We start from the raw sequence: 13,793 nt of genomic DNA, 5'->3' as shown, positions 1-13,793 counted from the left end.
CTGGGTTCTCTTTGTTCGCGTGATTGAGCCCGTAAAACCCGCCGGCGGTGAAGGCGCGGACCTGGGTGGCGCGGATGAGTTTGCCATACCACTCGCGCAGGGATTTCTGTTCGTCGCTGAGGCGGCCACCGTCGAACCTGCCGCCGTTGACCCACTTGGTGAGCTCGGGCATCGACCAGTAATCGAAAATCGAGGTCCGCGCGTCGTCGCCGCCGAAGCCTTCCGCGCCGGCCGCGGGCTCGCCGACTTCCTGGCCGTGATAGAGCATCACCGCGCCGCGGCCCATCGCGAACAGCACCGCGGACACCGGCTGGCCGACTTTCATCCCAACGCCGCCCCATTCCCTCGGACTCGCGAGCCGGACCTCGTCGTGGTTTTCCGCATAGCGGAGGGATTTGTGGAAGCGCGGGCCGGTGAAAGTTAGAGGATCGAGATCGTTCGCCCATTTCCCGGAATCGTAAATGCCCTCCAGCGCATCGTAGCTCGGATCGTCATAGACCGCGTCGAAGCCGGCATGAAGCAGCTCGTCGAGGACATGGCCGTCCGTTAGCTTGGCGGGGTCGTTGTCGTAGGCCTCCGCCGAGAAAAACACCTCTGCCCGGCGGGCGCGGGCGCGCTTCACCGCCCAGCGCCAGAATTCCATGGGCACCATGTGGGCCATGTCCGCGCGGAATCCATCGACGCCTTTTTTCTGCCAGTAAGCGAGAATGGCGTCCATGGTCCGCCAGGTTTTGGGAACCTCGGCAAACGCGGCGTCCGGCCCGGGAAGATGCGAGGTGGCGCGGCCTTGGGTGAAGTCGTGGCCGTAGTTGAGCTTCACGGTTTCATACCAGTCATGGATCGACGGCGCCCAGGAAACCACGTTGTTGCCGGTGACCCGGCCAAAGCTCGTCTCGCCAACGAAACTCCCGTCGCAGCCCGGCATTCCGGCCGTCGGCAGCTTGAGCGGCGGACCGCCACCGGCGTCGTTAGGGCCGAGGTAATAGAAGTGGTTGTCGCGGTCGAAAAACACGTCGCACTTGTCGCCCTGGCCGAATGATTGGTCCGGCATCACGTCGGAAGCGTAGGAGCGGGCGACATGGTTCGGCACGAAGTCGATGATCACCTTGAGCCCGAGCGCGTGACAGCGCCCGACCAGCGCCTCGAACTCGGCAAGCCGGTTCGCCGGGTCCAGCGCATAATCCGGGCTGACGTCGAAGTAGTCCTTGATGGCATACGGACTGCCGGCGATGCCTTTCAAAAGATCCGGATCATCCGCCGGACGGCCCGGATAGGCGGTGCCGCTCGCCTGCTCCAGCACACCGGTCAGCCAGACGTGGGTGAAGCCCATCTGTTTGAGGGAAACCAGCGCGGACCCGGTGATGTCGGAAAATTTCCCGCAGCCGTTCTCCGCGAGCGTGCCGTTGGGTTTGCGGGTCTCGTTGGTGTTGCCGAAGGTGCGGACCATGAGTTGGTAAATCACGGGCCGGGCCGGGTCGGCGGAATGACTGCTGTATGACATCGCCACCATCAAAGCACCGGGCGGGCGGGTTTGCCAAGCCATAGTCCAAGCCGTCAGCGGTCCTTCGAGCGCTCCTCGCGGAACACCAACAGCGCGTCATAAAGCGCGAAAAGGACCACCACGCAGGTCGCCACCGCGCAGCCACCCCACCAGAAAAGCACCCGCCACGGGCTGGCCCAGATCCAGTCATTGATCACCCACAGCCCGAGGCCCATCATCGCTAACGGCACCAGCGCCATCCCGCCGAGCCACTTCCGCCGCTCCGCGCGGTCATGCAGGATCCCCCGGGCCAGGCCCTTGCTGTCGCTCCATGATCCTGGTTTCCTGTCCGCCATGGTCTAAAATCACGGTGCGCCGAGCGGGCCGAGCATGTTCATGTACCATTCCCAAATTTTCCACGCGCCGAACAGCCAGGCCACGGCGCCCATCGCCAGGAACGGCCCGAACGGCAGTTGCCTGCCGAAGCCGATCCGCCCGATCACCGCTGCGATGATCGCGAACACCGACGCCGCGAACAGCGAGAAGAACACCCCGGTCCAGCCGAAGAACGCGCCGATCATTCCCAGCAAATGCACGTCGCCCATGCCCATCGCCTCGCGCGGAATCACCGTGCCGGTCGCGATCCCGTCGAGCGACTTGATGCTGGCCAACTGGTGGATCGTGCCGTCCGGCAACTGGATTTCCATCTCGCGGATGACCAGCGAGCCGCCGCCCACCGACTCGCCGCTGACCTGGATATCGGTCGCCTCGACTAACAAACGATCCGACTTGCGGGAGAAAATGTCCCACCACGCGATCTCCTCGCCGTCGATCACGAAGCACATCGGGTCCTGGTCGGTTTGCGGCTCCTTGAGCGACCATGCGACCGGCTTGTCGAACTTGAGCGCCTTTTTGCCGAAGGCCATTTTCCCCAGCTCCACGACGCACCACAAGCCGACGAACCCGGCGGTCCAGCCGATCGCGCCGTGCTTCAATCCGGAGAGCCAGTTGCCCGCCTCGCCGCCCAGCACCGGCAGCTGCGGCCAGACCGCGCAGGCCCCGAGGCCGATCGCGGAGCCCGCCCAGGTGAGCGAGGTCGGGATGATCAGGTGCTCGGCATCGATGAAAGTGATGGCCACTAACAAAGCCACCAGCACCCACAGGAAAACCACCACGCCCACCGCCAGCGGCGCGAACTGCCACCACACCGCGGTGAACAACAGCGCCGTCAGCAACTCCACGCCGAAGTAACGGAACGCGATGGGAGCCGCGCATTCCCGGCATTTTCCCCGCAGCCAGAGCCAGCTCACGAGCGGGAAATTCAGCCACATCGGGATCGGGTTCTTGCACAGCGGGCAGAACGACCGCTTCGGCTCGTTGACCGACATGCCGAGCGGCACGCGGTAGATGACGACATTCAAAAACGATCCGATGCAGGCGCCGATCAAGAACGCAGGAATGAGCCAGAGCCAGTGATCAAGCGGCGGGTAAATAGGGATGGCAGCCAAGATGCCGCCATTCAAGCCAGCCACGCCCGCCTGCCAAGAACAAAGGTGACCGCTTATGGACCCGCCTTCCCCTCGTCAGTACAAGTTCGGCACACGGGAATCTGGATTTCGGAGCTCGATGGCTGGCCTGCGTCGCCACGCACCCATGCTGCACCCCGCGCATCACCGCTCCGGCCGCAGGAGCGGAATCACTTTCCGGCGGGATTTCCGATAAACCACAAAGTCCGAATCCAAGGTCATGACCTTCGAATTTTCATAAATCTCCGCCATTCTGACCAGACAGGCGTCCGCCAGTGACATCGGGATGTTGCGGTAGGTTTTCATCAGGTGTTGAATCGCCCCGATCTCCGTCACGAGCGAAAACCCAGGCACCACCAGGCCGCGGCTGATCAGGTTGAGCAAGCCGTCTGGGTCGATCCCACCGCGCCGCAGCAAGAAGAGCGCCTCGGCAATGACCGCCTCACAGGTCAGCAAGGGGCGTGTGAGCTGCATCAAGGTTTCCTTTGCCCACGCGTGATCCCGGTCGCCGCGGTCCAGATACGCCACCAATGGGCCGGTATCGACGAGGATCTCGTTCACGATCCGAATCCTTCGAGGTGTTTTGGATTGGAAGCCAGATCACCCAGCCTGCTGCATCCTTTGCCACACAGGTCCGCGCTACGCTCAAAGAGGCTTGGCGGGGTCTTGCGGGCGGCGGCCTTGAGCTTTTCCTCCAGCGCTTCCCGCAGCAACGCGGATCGGTTGGTTCGTTTGGCGCGCGCCACTGCATCCATCCGGGCAACCAGCTCATCGGGAATCTTCAGCGAAATCGTTGTCATGATTGAAAAGTATTACCGAATTTGCAGATTGGCAATACTGGATTCAGCCCTCTTTGCCGATGACGGCTTCCGACAAAACAACCGGCGTGTTTAGAGTCAGGTGTCGCATTTCGACATGAATCGGTATCAAGCTATGACCTCTTGCAGCACTTCGGGATGTTTGAGTGCGATGGCGATGAGCATGCGGGCCGCCCCGGAAGGCTCGCGCTTCTTCTGCTCCCAACTGCGGAGGGTGCTGAGTCCGATTCCGAGGAGCGGGGCTTGTATCCCGGAAATCCGAACGTGGGTTCCCGCTCGTCGATCCGCAGGCGGAGCGCGAGTTGGATATCGGTGCGGATGGAAGACGGTTGTTAAGGCCCGAAGGGATTCAAACGGGCGGCTCAACAGCGCTTGCACTCCGCCGGGGATTCTTCTAGGAAACCCCCGATGAAACGCCGACTCGCCCTCATTTCCCTCGTTCTGCTTACAATGCTTCCCTCTTGCCAACCTGCCAAGGAAGCGGAGAAACCCGCAGCACCCGTCACCGCCAAGGCCGCGAAAGTCCGCCTGAAAACCAGCAAGGGCGATATCGTTCTCGAGCTGAACGCGGAAAAAGCCCCCGTCACGGTCGCCAATTTTCTCGGCTACGTGAACAAGAAGCACTACGACGGCACGGTCTTCCACCGCGTCATCGACGGCTTCATGATCCAGGGCGGCGGCTTCAAACTGGACGGCGAGAACCTCGTCGAGCAGGAAACCGGCAAGGGCATCGTCAACGAAGGCCAGAACGGCCTCAAGAACGACCGCGGCACCATCGCCATGGCCCGCACCAGCGACCCGAACAGCGCGACCGCCCAGTTCTTCATCAACGTGGTGGACAACGCCATGCTCAACTACCCGAGCAACGGCGGCTACGCCGTGTTCGGCAAAGTCGTCGAAGGCATGGACGTGGTGGACAAGATCAAGGCCGTCAAGACCCGGGCCGACGCGCGCCTCGGCGGCGATGTGCCGGTGGAGGCCGTGACCATCACCTCCGCCACCGCCGAGTGACGTGCCCCTAACCGCCGCCGCATGCAACTCTGGCTCTGCCCGCTTGTCGCCTTCCTGCTCGGCTCGATTCCTTTCGGCCTGATCATTTCCCGGATCAAGGGCATCAACATCCGCGAGCACGGCTCGGGCAACATCGGCGCGACCAACGTGCTGCGGATCGTCGGCAAGAAATACGGCGTCACCTGCCTGCTGCTGGACGCGCTCAAGGGATTGGTGCCCACCGTGATCGCGATTTCCCTGATTCGTTTCGAAGGGATCCAAAATCCGATGACGCTCAGCGGGCTGCTGCCTTACGCGGGGAAGTTCCCGATGCTCACGGCCCAGGTTTTCCAAGTGCTCACCGGCCTGTGCGCCATCCTCGGGCACAACTACTCGCCATGGGTTGGCTTCAAGGGTGGAAAAGGAATCGCCACTTCGGCCGGCGTTTTGATCGCACTGATGCCCGCCGCCATCGTGATTTTGGCGGCGGTCTGGGGCTTGGCATTCATCGTCAGCCGCTACGTTTCACTCGCCAGCATCATCGCGGCGGCGGCGCTGCCACTGCTGACGCTCTGGGGCTCGTGGTTTCACGGGAAAATCCAAGACGGCACCTGGAACAAGCCGCTGTTCGCTTTCTCAATCATCATCGCCGTCCTCGCCATCTGGAAACACCGGACCAATATCCAGCGGCTGCTCGCAGGCACCGAGCACCGCTTCACCCGCAAACCCAAATCCGGCGATGTTTGAGACGAAATTCACCTCCACAGCCATCGTGGGTTCCGGCTCCTTCGGCACCGCGATGGCAAAGCTACTGGCTCCGAAACTCGAATCCATCCTTCTCATCGGCCGCGATTGCGAAACGGCGGAAACCATCAACCGCGAGCACCGGAACCCGCACTACCTGAGCGACGTCCCGCTCGACGAGAACGTCCGCGCCTCCTGCGACCTGACGGACGCGCTGGCCCACCCGCTGGTCATTTTCGCGGTCCCCACCTCCGCCACCCGCGAGACCGCCCGCAAGCTCGCCGCCGCCGGACTGCCCGAGCAAACCATCCTTCTTTCCTGCGCGAAGGGCATCGAGAAACACACCGGCGATCGCATGAGCCAGATCCTGCGCGAGGTCTTCCCGGCCAATCCGATCGCCGTGCTGTCAGGCCCTAACCACGCCGAGGAAATCGCCACCGGCATGGCCACCTGCGCGGTCATCGGCTCCGCGGACCACGACCTCGCCGTCCGGCTGCAGGACCTTTTCACCCTGCCCCATTTCCGCTCCTACACCACCGACGATCTCGCCGGCATCGAGTTCGGCGGCGCGGTGAAGAACGTTTACGCCATCGCCGCCGGCATGGCCCACGGCCTCGGTCTGGGCGACAACGCGGTCGCCGCGCTCGTCACCCGCGCGCTGGCGGAAATGACCCGCCTCGGCACCGCGCTGGGCGGCCGGCTGGAAACCTTTGCCGGGCTCTCCGGCGTCGGCGATCTCATCGTCACCTGCTTCTCCGAGCACTCGCGCAACCACCGCGTCGGCCTCGCCCTCGGTGGCGGCAAGACCCTGGAGGAAGCCGTCGCCGCGCTCGGCATGGTCGCGGAAGGCGTGCCTAACACGCTCTCGATCCACGAGGCCGCGCGCCGCGTCGGCGTCCGCACGCCGATCATCGACTCGGTTTATAGCATTCTTTACGAAGGCAAGTCCGCCCCACTCGCGATGCAGGACCTCCTCACCCGCGACAAGCGCCCTGAGCACAGCTGACACCATGAAAGACATCCTCGACCTCTTCCTGCACCTCCCCGATCACCTCCGCGACTTCATCAGCGCCCAAGGGCCACTCGTTTACGGGCTGTTGTTCCTGATTGTTTTCTGTGAGACCGGCCTGGTCATCACCCCCTTCCTGCCCGGCGACTCACTGCTCTTCGCCATCGGCGCGATCGCCGCGGACCCCACCTCCAACCTCAACATCTGGGTGGCCGCCATCATCCTTCTCGTCGCCGCCATCCTTGGCGACACGGTCAACTACTGGATTGGTCGGAAATTCGGCGGCTGGATGATGCGGACGTTTCCCAAGGTCGTAAAACCCAGCCACATCGCAAAAACCAACGAGTTTTTCGTCCGCTACGGCGGCAAGACCATCATCATCGCCCGCTTCGTGCCGATCGTCCGGACCTTCGCCCCGTTCGTCGCCGGCTCCGGGGAAATGAACTACCGCCGCTTCATGTTCTTCAACGTGACCGGCGCGGTATTGTGGGTGGGACTCATCCTGCCCTGCGGCTGGTTCTTTGGGAATATTCCCATCGTCAAGGCGAACTTCGAACTCGTCGTGTTAGGCATCATCGGAATCTCCGTGCTGCCGATGGTCATCGAAATCGCGCGGGCGAAATTCAAGAAGGTGCCTGAAGGCGAGCCCGCGGAGTAGCCACTCGCGAACCCATCACCGACCCGAGATCTGACCGATCGCCCATCGCGCATGTTCGGAAACCAGCGGGTCGGGATCGGCGGCGGCGAGTTCCAGAGCGGGCAGGTCCTCACGCGTCCCGGTGTTTCCTAACGCCACGCAGACGTTTCTCAGAAATCGCGGCCGCTTGATCCGCTTGATCGGCGACTTGGCGAACAGCGCGCGGAAGCCGTCATCATCGAGCGCGAGGAAATCCCGCAGCCGCTTTTCGAAAACCGTCGCCCGCGCGTGGAAGGTCATTTCCCGCGACTCCACGGCGAAGCGGTTCCACGGGCACGCGTCCAGGCAATCGTCGCAGCCGTAAATCCGGTCGCCCATCGCGACGCGGAACTCCTCGGGAATCGGCCCCTTGTGCTCGATCGTTAGATATGAGACGCAACGCCGCGCGTCCACCCGCCGCGGCGCGGTGATCGCCTGCGTCGGGCACGCCGTGACGCAGGCGGTGCATTTCCCGCAGTGGTCGCCGAACGGCGCGTCGGGCGCCAGGTCGAGCGTGGTCAGCAATTCCGCCAGGAAAAACCACGCGCCCATGTGGCGGTGGATCTGCACCGTGGATTTCCCGTTCCAGCCAAGGCCCGCGTCGCTCGCGAAGTCGCGCTCCAGCACCGGGCCGGTATCCACGTAGAAGCGCTGGGTGCCGCCGAGCGCCTGCAATTTCCCGTCGAACTCCCGCAGCCGCTTCTCGATCAGATCATGATAGTCCTCGTTCCACGCATAGCGCGCGATCCGGTAGCCGCCGTCATGTCCCTTGGGAAACGGACTGCTCCCCGGATAGTAATTCAGCGCCAGGCAGATGATCGACCGGCACCCTGGCAAGACCTCGCGCGGATCGCAGCGCCGCTCCGGTGTGCGCTCCAGCCACGCCATTTCACCGTGCTTGCCCTCCCCGATCCACTCGCGGAACAAATCCGCGTGGCTCGCCTCCTTCGCCACCGCGATCCGGCAGTCATCGAATCCCAGCTCCGCCGCCCACGCTTTCACCTGCCCTACCATCTCACTCACAGGTGGCCGGTGAAAAAGTAACGCGCGCTTTCCAGAATCCCCGTCGCCAGCTCGCCGCAATCCAGGCCGGAAGTATCCACGTGCAAGTGGGCGGCCTCCGCATAAAGCGGCTTCCTAACCGCCATCAGCGCCTCCACCCGCGCCACCGGATCGTCCGTATGCAGCAGCGGCCTGTCGCGGTTTCTCCCGGTCCGGTCGAGGATCACCGCCAGCGGCGCGTGCAGCCACACGACGTAACCCAGATGCCGCAGCAAAGCCCGGTTCCGCTCGCGCCCGATCACGCCGCCGCCCGTCGAAATAATCCGCCGCGGCGCGGCAGGGTCGTCGAGCTCTTCCAGCAAAGCCGTCTCCATGTCCCGGAACGCCTCCTCGCCCTCGTCAGCGAAAATCGCCGCGATCGACTTGCGCGCCCGCTGCTCGATCACGTGATCCATATCCACTAGCGGATATCCGAGCCGATGCTGCAGCTCGCGCCCCACCGTCGATTTCCCACTGCCCATGAAGCCGATCAGAACAATGCTCTTCGGCGGGGGTTGCGATTCGTTCATGCGCCCACCCTAGTCCGACGGAGGCGCGGGGATAAACCGTAAAAACCGGCCGCGCGTCATTTCGGTAAATCAAGATTCGCCAGACGAGGGATGGTCTGGCAAAACGCGCGCGTGCCCGAGACCCGAATTCTCCAAGTTGCCGATGATGAAATGAAGGACGCCGTCACCGAGGCCTGCGCTTTGCTGCGAGCCGGTGAAATCGTCGCCCTTCCCACTGAAACCGTCTATGGCTTGGCGGCGGACGCGTTTAATCCCGAAGCGGTTGCCAAGGTTTTCGCGGCGAAGGAGCGGCCTTCGTTCGACCCGCTCATCGTCCACATCGCCTCGCGCGGGGATTTGAAAAACGTGGCGATCGTGCCTGAGGAGATCGCGGAAACGGTGAACAAGCTGACGGCAGCGTTCTGGCCCGGGCCGCTCACGTTGATTTTACCAAAGCACCCGGACGTGCCGGATTTGGTGACGAGCGGGCTTCCGACGGTGGCGGTCCGCCAGAGCGCGCATCCGGTTTTCCGGGCGGTCTGCAAGGAGCTCGGCCGCCCGATCGCGGCTCCGAGCGCGAACCGTTTCGGCCGGATTTCTCCGACTTCCGCCTCCGCGGTGATGAAGGAGCTCGGCGGCCGCATCCCGCTCATTGTCGATGCCGGGGCCTGCGCGGAAGGGGTGGAGAGCACGATTATTTCGATCGAGCCGCGCGAAGGAAAGAAGCCGGTTTTCCGGCTGCACCGTGCCGGGCCGATCACCAAGGAGCAGCTTCAGGAATTCGGCCGAGTGGAGAAAGTCCGTGAAATCAAATCGGATGCGCCGCAGGCACCCGGTCAGCTCGACAGCCATTACGCGCCGCTCACGCCGCTGATTTTATTGGAAAAGCCGGCAGATTTCGTGCCCGAGGAAGGCAAGAAATACGGCCTGCTGAGCTACACCGGCGAGGACGACAGCCCGTATGTCACGCTCCACGATTGGGACGTCATCGAGTCGCTCAGCCCCGGCAGCGGCAAGCTCGCGGAGGCGGCGATCCGCCTGTTTTTTGTGATGCGCCAGCTCGACGAAGCCGGGCTGGACGCGATCATCGCTGAGCCGGTTAGTGAAACCGGACTTGGCGTGGCGATCATGGACCGCTTGCGCCGGGCATCGATCAATATCAAATAACCCGTCATAAAAATCCAACTACTCGCTCTCGTCTTCGCCTCATCGGCGCTATCCCAGACGCCCGATTGGGAGAATCCCGCGGTTTTCCGCATCAACAAGGAAGCACCGCGAGCGACTTCGATGCCGTTTCCCACGAAGGATGAAGCCGGAACGAAGGGCCGGCTGGAGTCTCCTTGGTGCCAGTTGCTGAATGGAAATTGGAAATTCCACCACACCGGCAACCCGTCGGGAAAACCCGCCGGCTTCGAAGCGTCGGCATTCGACGACTCGGCATGGAAGGAAATCCCGGTGCCGTCCAACTGGCAGATGCACGGATACGGCGCACCGCTCTATACCAACATCACCTATCCGTTCGCCAGGAATCCGCCGACGGTGATGGGCGAGCCGCCACAGCACTTCACGAATTTCCCGATCGAGAACCGCAACCAGATGGGATCCTATCGCCACAAGTTCATTGTGCCGCAAACCTGGAAAGGCCGCCGCACGAGCATCGTTTTCGGTGCGGTGGACTCGGCGTTTTATCTCTGGATCAACGGCAAAAAAGTCGGCTACTCGCAGGATTCACGGACGCCCGCCGAGTTCGACATCACCTCGTATCTCCAGCCCGGCTAGAATCTGCTGGCGGCCGAGGTTTATCAATATTCCGACGGCTCTTACCTGGAGGATCAGGACATGTTCCGCATGTCCGGAATCCAATCGCCGGCTCGTGGAAACTGATGCGGGACGGAGTCGCCGTGGCCGAGGGCAAACTGGCTCTTCCCGAGATCTCCGCCCGACAGGCCGTGGTGATCGCGGTCGCCACGGGTCACACCCCGGTGCCGACGAGCGAGTATTTCTTGCGGGTCCGCTACGATCTGACTGAAGCCACCGCTTGGCATCCGGTGGGCATGCCGGTCGCTTGGGATGAGATACCGTTGCCGTGGGGCAAGGGTGTTCCTGCCTCGCCAACCGCCGCCGATTCGCCTGCGAGTTTTTCCGAAAGCGGGAATTTGATCACGCTCAAGGCGAAGGATGTTACCGCGACGGTCGATAGATCCACGGGCTATCTGACGTCGGTCAAGGCCAACGATCAGGAATGGCTGCACACGCCGCTGCGCCTGAATTTCTGGCGCCCCACCACCAACAACGACGAGGGCGCGAAGCTTCAGCACAACCTCAAGGTCTGGCAATACGCCGGAGCCCGGGCCACCGCCGGCAGCACGACTGCTGCTCAGGACGGAAACGACGTGGTCGTCACCGCCGAGCTCAACATTCCGGCTAACCAGAGTCATGCCACCATCCGCTATCGCTTCACCGGCAACGGCCAAATCGGAATTGAAACGGATTTCCGTCCCGGCAAGGGGCTTCCGACGATTCCACGGATCGGCTACCAGTGCGAAACACCTAACAAAAAACCGCTCTGGAAATGGTATGGCAACGGCCCGCAAGAAAACTACACCGACCGCAAATCCGGCTCCTGGACCACCATTCACGAAGGGCTGGTCCCCAATTTATTCCACCACTACATTGATCCGCAGGAATCCGGCAACCGCACCGGCATCCGCTGGGCGACCATTTCCAACCCTTTGAATGGCAGCAGCCTGCGGCTGGATGCCACCGGGGAATCCTTGTTGGAAATGGCGTGTTACCCATGCGCCGCCACCGATATCCAGCTCGCCATGCACTTCAGTGAAATTCCCCCGCGGGACTTTTCCACCCTCAATCTCGACCACCGCCAGTCCGGCCTGGGCGGCACGAATTCCTGGAGCGCGCTCGCCTTACCGCAATATTTGATCCAGCCGGGCAAGACCTATCACTGGTCGTTCATGCTCTCGCTATCCGCAGCTCCCGCCACAGGCTCGAAGCCCCGTTGATCGAGATTATCCTTTCGACATTGTCGGCGTCAGGGTGACTTCCAACTGTTCCACTCCCCGCAGCAGCTTCACCCTTACCGGCTGGCCCGGGATAAGGTAAAAGAAGGCATTCGCGGCATCGGCGTAATCCGCGATCTGCCTGGAGCCGATGCTGAGAAGCACGTCGTTCGGCTGGACGCCCGCGGCGGCGGCGGGAGAATCCGGCAGCACCCGGCTGATTCGGGGGATTTGGGATTCGGCGCGCAGCGCGAGCCCGAGCCAACCACGGGAAAGCTGGCCTCCGGAGGAAATGTCCCGGAGCACCCGGTGCACCGCCTCAGCGGGCAGGGCATAGCCGACATTGCCACCGCCCGAGCTTTGAAAAACAATGGCGACCACCCGGCCGGCGTCGTCCAGCAGCGGGGTTCCCGGCGGCGGGACCGAATGGCTGAAATTCACCCGCAGCAAGGCGAGTGGCAAAATTTTTCCTCCCACCTGTTTCACCCAGCCAGTCGCGCGGCATTTGACCAATCCCGCAGGTTCCATGGCTTGCAGGGTGGCGCTCGCACTCGCGCCGGCGTCCGCCGCCCATTCCATTGATTTCGGCACCACGCTTCCTTCCACCTTGATGAATCCCAGCCGCGAGACCGCATCGTGGCCGATCATTTTGACCGGGATCGAGCGGCTCCCAAACTGCAGTGCCGGGTTCACCGGATTCGCTCCCGCCGCGACGATTGCGACCAGCATCGAAGCTCCGTTGACCGGGACGGCCGTGGATTCACCGGGCCGACCATTCGCCGCGGGCGGGAAATTCACCTGCCAGCGCGGGGAAACGGCGACAGGTTGGGCAAAGCCCGCCGACACGCAGGCGCTCGCCACAAAAAACATTCGTGCCGACCACCGTCGGCGCGGGCATTCCAGATCCACCATTTCGGGGTTGCTGGAATTAGAATACTTGCTCGCCGACGTCGCCTTGAGTCGTGGGACTCAGGTCCAACTGCTTGAGTTGCTCAAGCCCGGGCGGCGCAGGTGCCGGAACGACCTGGTAATTCACCGGGGAAGCCGGAGTGTTTTCCTTCTCCACATCACGCGGCGTCAGGAAAAAAGCGATTGTCAGGGCGGCGTAGGCCACGCCCGCGCCGTAAGCCCATTTGGAAGGACTCAGATCGGAAAACCAAGCGGACACGTCACCGAAGAAATTTGAAAATCCCGAGTTTCTCACGGCCTGCTCGCGCTGGTTTTGGTGAAATTCGCAGAGGAAATCCTGCCAGTAACCCTCTTCAGGACGCTCATCGCGCTTGAGGGCTAGTAGGTCTCCAATTTGTTCGATCGTTGGTTTCACTGCGGTTGATAATTAGGATTTATAAAATAATCCCCGGATGCGCAAGAAGAATTTTAAAATCTTTCTTCCCAACTGTCTTGCAAGGCTGACTGGAGTTGGAGATGCGCATAATGGAGTCGTGAGCGAATGGTGCCTTCGGAAGTCTTGAGCACCTTGGCGATTTCCCCGTGGGACATGCCTTGGATGTCAAACATCGTGACCACTATTCTGTGGGGGTCAGACAACTTCTTCATCGCTTCGTTCAATTTTATCTGTAGCTCGTTGAGGTTGGTCTGCCGCTCGGGGTTCGCCTCGTGGGTGGTGTCGATGAGCGCCGGATCCTGCTGCACGGATGAATCCATGTCGTTCAGGCTCAGTCCTGTGCGGCGCTTGCGCTTCTTCAGGAAATTGAGCGTCTGGTTGACCGCTATCTGATAGATCCAGGTGTAGAACGCCGAGTTGCCCTTGAACTTGCCGAGCGATTGATAGGAGCGGGCGAAAATGTCCTGGAGCAAATCATGAGTGTCCTCCTTGTGGGAGGTCATGTTGTAAACTAGTGTCGCGTAAAATTCAAATTGTTGGATAGAGTGATTTGAGTTTGATGCGGGCTTTTTCGTTGGTGAACTGCCAGTTGATCGAATTGGATTCCTCATTCTTCCGGGCGAGATAGGCTTTCACTT

General features: G+C 62.0%; 16 protein-coding genes and 1 pseudogene. 7 read left to right on the top strand and 10 right to left on the bottom strand.

The features are described from left to right. The 5 genes from AC4DF4_RS15160 to AC4DF4_RS15140 form a co-directional block, all read right to left on the bottom strand. Window positions 1-1,501: alpha-amylase family glycosyl hydrolase (locus tag AC4DF4_RS15160; protein ID WP_490048950.1), on the bottom strand; the 1,501-nt coding region annotated here is incomplete at its 3' end. A gap of 53 nt (window positions 1,502-1,554) precedes the next feature. Beyond that, complete coding sequence (locus AC4DF4_RS15155) at window positions 1,555-1,836, bottom strand: hypothetical protein (RefSeq protein ID WP_490048949.1); 282 nt, start codon at window positions 1,834-1,836, stop codon at window positions 1,555-1,557. A gap of 9 nt (window positions 1,837-1,845) precedes the next feature. Continuing rightward, window positions 1,846-2,988, bottom strand: a complete 1,143-nt coding sequence (locus AC4DF4_RS15150) for a prepilin peptidase (protein WP_490048948.1) — start codon at window positions 2,986-2,988, stop codon at window positions 1,846-1,848. Window positions 2,989-3,150: 162 nt separating this feature from the next. Next, window positions 3,151-3,567, bottom strand: coding sequence for a type II toxin-antitoxin system VapC family toxin (locus AC4DF4_RS15145; RefSeq protein WP_490048947.1), 417 nt, complete (start codon window positions 3,565-3,567; stop codon window positions 3,151-3,153). Next, window positions 3,564-3,806, bottom strand: a complete 243-nt coding sequence (locus tag AC4DF4_RS15140; RefSeq protein WP_490048946.1) for a ribbon-helix-helix domain-containing protein — start codon at window positions 3,804-3,806, stop codon at window positions 3,564-3,566. Before AC4DF4_RS15140 ends, AC4DF4_RS15145 begins: the two co-directional genes overlap by 4 nt. A gap of 468 nt (window positions 3,807-4,274) precedes the next feature. Here AC4DF4_RS15140 and AC4DF4_RS15135 point away from each other — a divergent pair, with 468 nt between their 5' ends. From AC4DF4_RS15135 to AC4DF4_RS15120, 4 genes are read left to right on the top strand one after another with little or no spacing between them, the layout of a single operon-like run. Next, a complete protein-coding gene (locus AC4DF4_RS15135) occupies window positions 4,275-4,835 on the top strand; it encodes a peptidylprolyl isomerase (protein WP_490048953.1) in 561 nt (186 codons plus the stop codon). 21 nt (window positions 4,836-4,856) lie between these two features. Continuing rightward, the gene (gene plsY / locus AC4DF4_RS15130) at window positions 4,857-5,561 is read left to right on the top strand and encodes a glycerol-3-phosphate 1-O-acyltransferase PlsY (RefSeq protein ID WP_490048945.1); all 705 of its coding nucleotides are present in this window, start codon (window positions 4,857-4,859) and stop codon (window positions 5,559-5,561) included. After that, a complete protein-coding gene (locus tag AC4DF4_RS15125) occupies window positions 5,554-6,564 on the top strand; it encodes an NAD(P)H-dependent glycerol-3-phosphate dehydrogenase (protein WP_490048944.1) in 1,011 nt (336 codons plus the stop codon). The genes plsY and AC4DF4_RS15125 overlap by 8 nt, the downstream gene beginning before the upstream one ends. A 4-nt stretch (window positions 6,565-6,568) precedes the next feature. After that, window positions 6,569-7,225 (top strand): DedA family protein, encoded by a 657-nt coding sequence (locus AC4DF4_RS15120; RefSeq protein ID WP_490048943.1) that lies wholly within the window; start codon window positions 6,569-6,571, stop codon window positions 7,223-7,225. A 15-nt stretch (window positions 7,226-7,240) separates the two neighbouring features. Here the strand turns inward: AC4DF4_RS15120 and queG are convergent, their stop codons facing one another. After that, entirely contained in the window at window positions 7,241-8,257 is a 1,017-nt protein-coding gene (gene queG / locus AC4DF4_RS15115; RefSeq protein ID WP_490048952.1) for a tRNA epoxyqueuosine(34) reductase QueG, read from the bottom strand. A gap of 5 nt (window positions 8,258-8,262) precedes the next feature. Then, window positions 8,263-8,814 (bottom strand): shikimate kinase, encoded by a 552-nt coding sequence (locus AC4DF4_RS15110; protein ID WP_490048942.1) that lies wholly within the window; start codon window positions 8,812-8,814, stop codon window positions 8,263-8,265. Between the two features lie 111 nt (window positions 8,815-8,925). Here AC4DF4_RS15110 and AC4DF4_RS15105 point away from each other — a divergent pair, with 111 nt between their 5' ends. The 3 genes and pseudogenes from AC4DF4_RS15105 to AC4DF4_RS15095 all read left to right on the top strand — a co-directional run bounded on the left by AC4DF4_RS15105 (window position 8,926) and on the right by AC4DF4_RS15095 (window position 11,813). Next, window positions 8,926-9,960, top strand: a complete 1,035-nt coding sequence (locus AC4DF4_RS15105; RefSeq protein WP_490048941.1) for an L-threonylcarbamoyladenylate synthase — start codon at window positions 8,926-8,928, stop codon at window positions 9,958-9,960. A gap of 120 nt (window positions 9,961-10,080) precedes the next feature. Continuing rightward, window positions 10,081-10,677, top strand: a pseudogene (locus AC4DF4_RS15100) (sugar-binding domain-containing protein). Further along, on the top strand, window positions 10,599-11,813 hold the full coding sequence (locus AC4DF4_RS15095) for a beta-galactosidase small subunit family protein (protein WP_490048951.1): 1,215 nt from the start codon (window positions 10,599-10,601) through the stop codon (window positions 11,811-11,813). Before AC4DF4_RS15100 ends, AC4DF4_RS15095 begins: the two are co-directional and overlap by 79 nt. A gap of 6 nt (window positions 11,814-11,819) precedes the next feature. On the opposite strand, the gene AC4DF4_RS15090 is transcribed toward AC4DF4_RS15095, so the two are convergent. The 3 genes from AC4DF4_RS15090 to AC4DF4_RS15080 form a co-directional block, all read right to left on the bottom strand. Then, window positions 11,820-12,656: a S1C family serine protease gene (locus AC4DF4_RS15090; protein WP_490048940.1), complete on the bottom strand. Its 837-nt coding sequence runs from the start codon at window positions 12,654-12,656 to the stop codon at window positions 11,820-11,822. Window positions 12,657-12,738: 82 nt separating this feature from the next. Beyond that, window positions 12,739-13,134 carry a hypothetical protein gene (locus AC4DF4_RS15085; protein WP_490048939.1) on the bottom strand — a complete coding sequence of 132 codons (396 nt, stop codon included), beginning with the start codon at window positions 13,132-13,134 and terminating at the stop codon, window positions 12,739-12,741. Between the two features lie 53 nt (window positions 13,135-13,187). Then, on the bottom strand, window positions 13,188-13,766 hold the full coding sequence (locus AC4DF4_RS15080; RefSeq protein WP_490048938.1) for an RNA polymerase sigma factor: 579 nt from the start codon (window positions 13,764-13,766) through the stop codon (window positions 13,188-13,190). Window positions 13,767-13,793 lie beyond the last annotated feature (27 nt).

It is taken from the genome of Luteolibacter sp., assembly GCF_058122085.1.
Note: the sequence above shows the minus strand (reverse complement) of the source record. Positions and strands in the feature narration are given on the sequence as shown.

What these genes read in the sequence shown, in the direction of transcription:
- AC4DF4_RS15155 (WP_490048949.1), bottom strand. Translation starts at nt 1,836, where the DNA reads ATGGCGGACAGGAAACCAGGATCATGGAGCGACAGCAAGGGCCTGGCC.
- AC4DF4_RS15140 (WP_490048946.1), bottom strand. Translation starts at nt 3,806, where the DNA reads ATGACAACGATTTCGCTGAAGATTCCCGATGAGCTGGTTGCCCGGATG.
- AC4DF4_RS15135 (WP_490048953.1), top strand. Translation starts at nt 4,275, where the DNA reads ATGCTTCCCTCTTGCCAACCTGCCAAGGAAGCGGAGAAACCCGCAGCA.
- plsY (WP_490048945.1), top strand. Translation starts at nt 4,857, where the DNA reads ATGCAACTCTGGCTCTGCCCGCTTGTCGCCTTCCTGCTCGGCTCGATT.
- AC4DF4_RS15125 (WP_490048944.1), top strand. Translation starts at nt 5,554, where the DNA reads ATGTTTGAGACGAAATTCACCTCCACAGCCATCGTGGGTTCCGGCTCC.
- AC4DF4_RS15120 (WP_490048943.1), top strand. Translation starts at nt 6,569, where the DNA reads ATGAAAGACATCCTCGACCTCTTCCTGCACCTCCCCGATCACCTCCGC.
- queG (WP_490048952.1), bottom strand. Translation starts at nt 8,257, where the DNA reads ATGGTAGGGCAGGTGAAAGCGTGGGCGGCGGAGCTGGGATTCGATGAC.
- AC4DF4_RS15110 (WP_490048942.1), bottom strand. Translation starts at nt 8,814, where the DNA reads ATGAACGAATCGCAACCCCCGCCGAAGAGCATTGTTCTGATCGGCTTC.
- AC4DF4_RS15080 (WP_490048938.1), bottom strand. Translation starts at nt 13,766, where the DNA reads ATGAGGAATCCAATTCGATCAACTGGCAGTTCACCAACGAAAAAGCCC.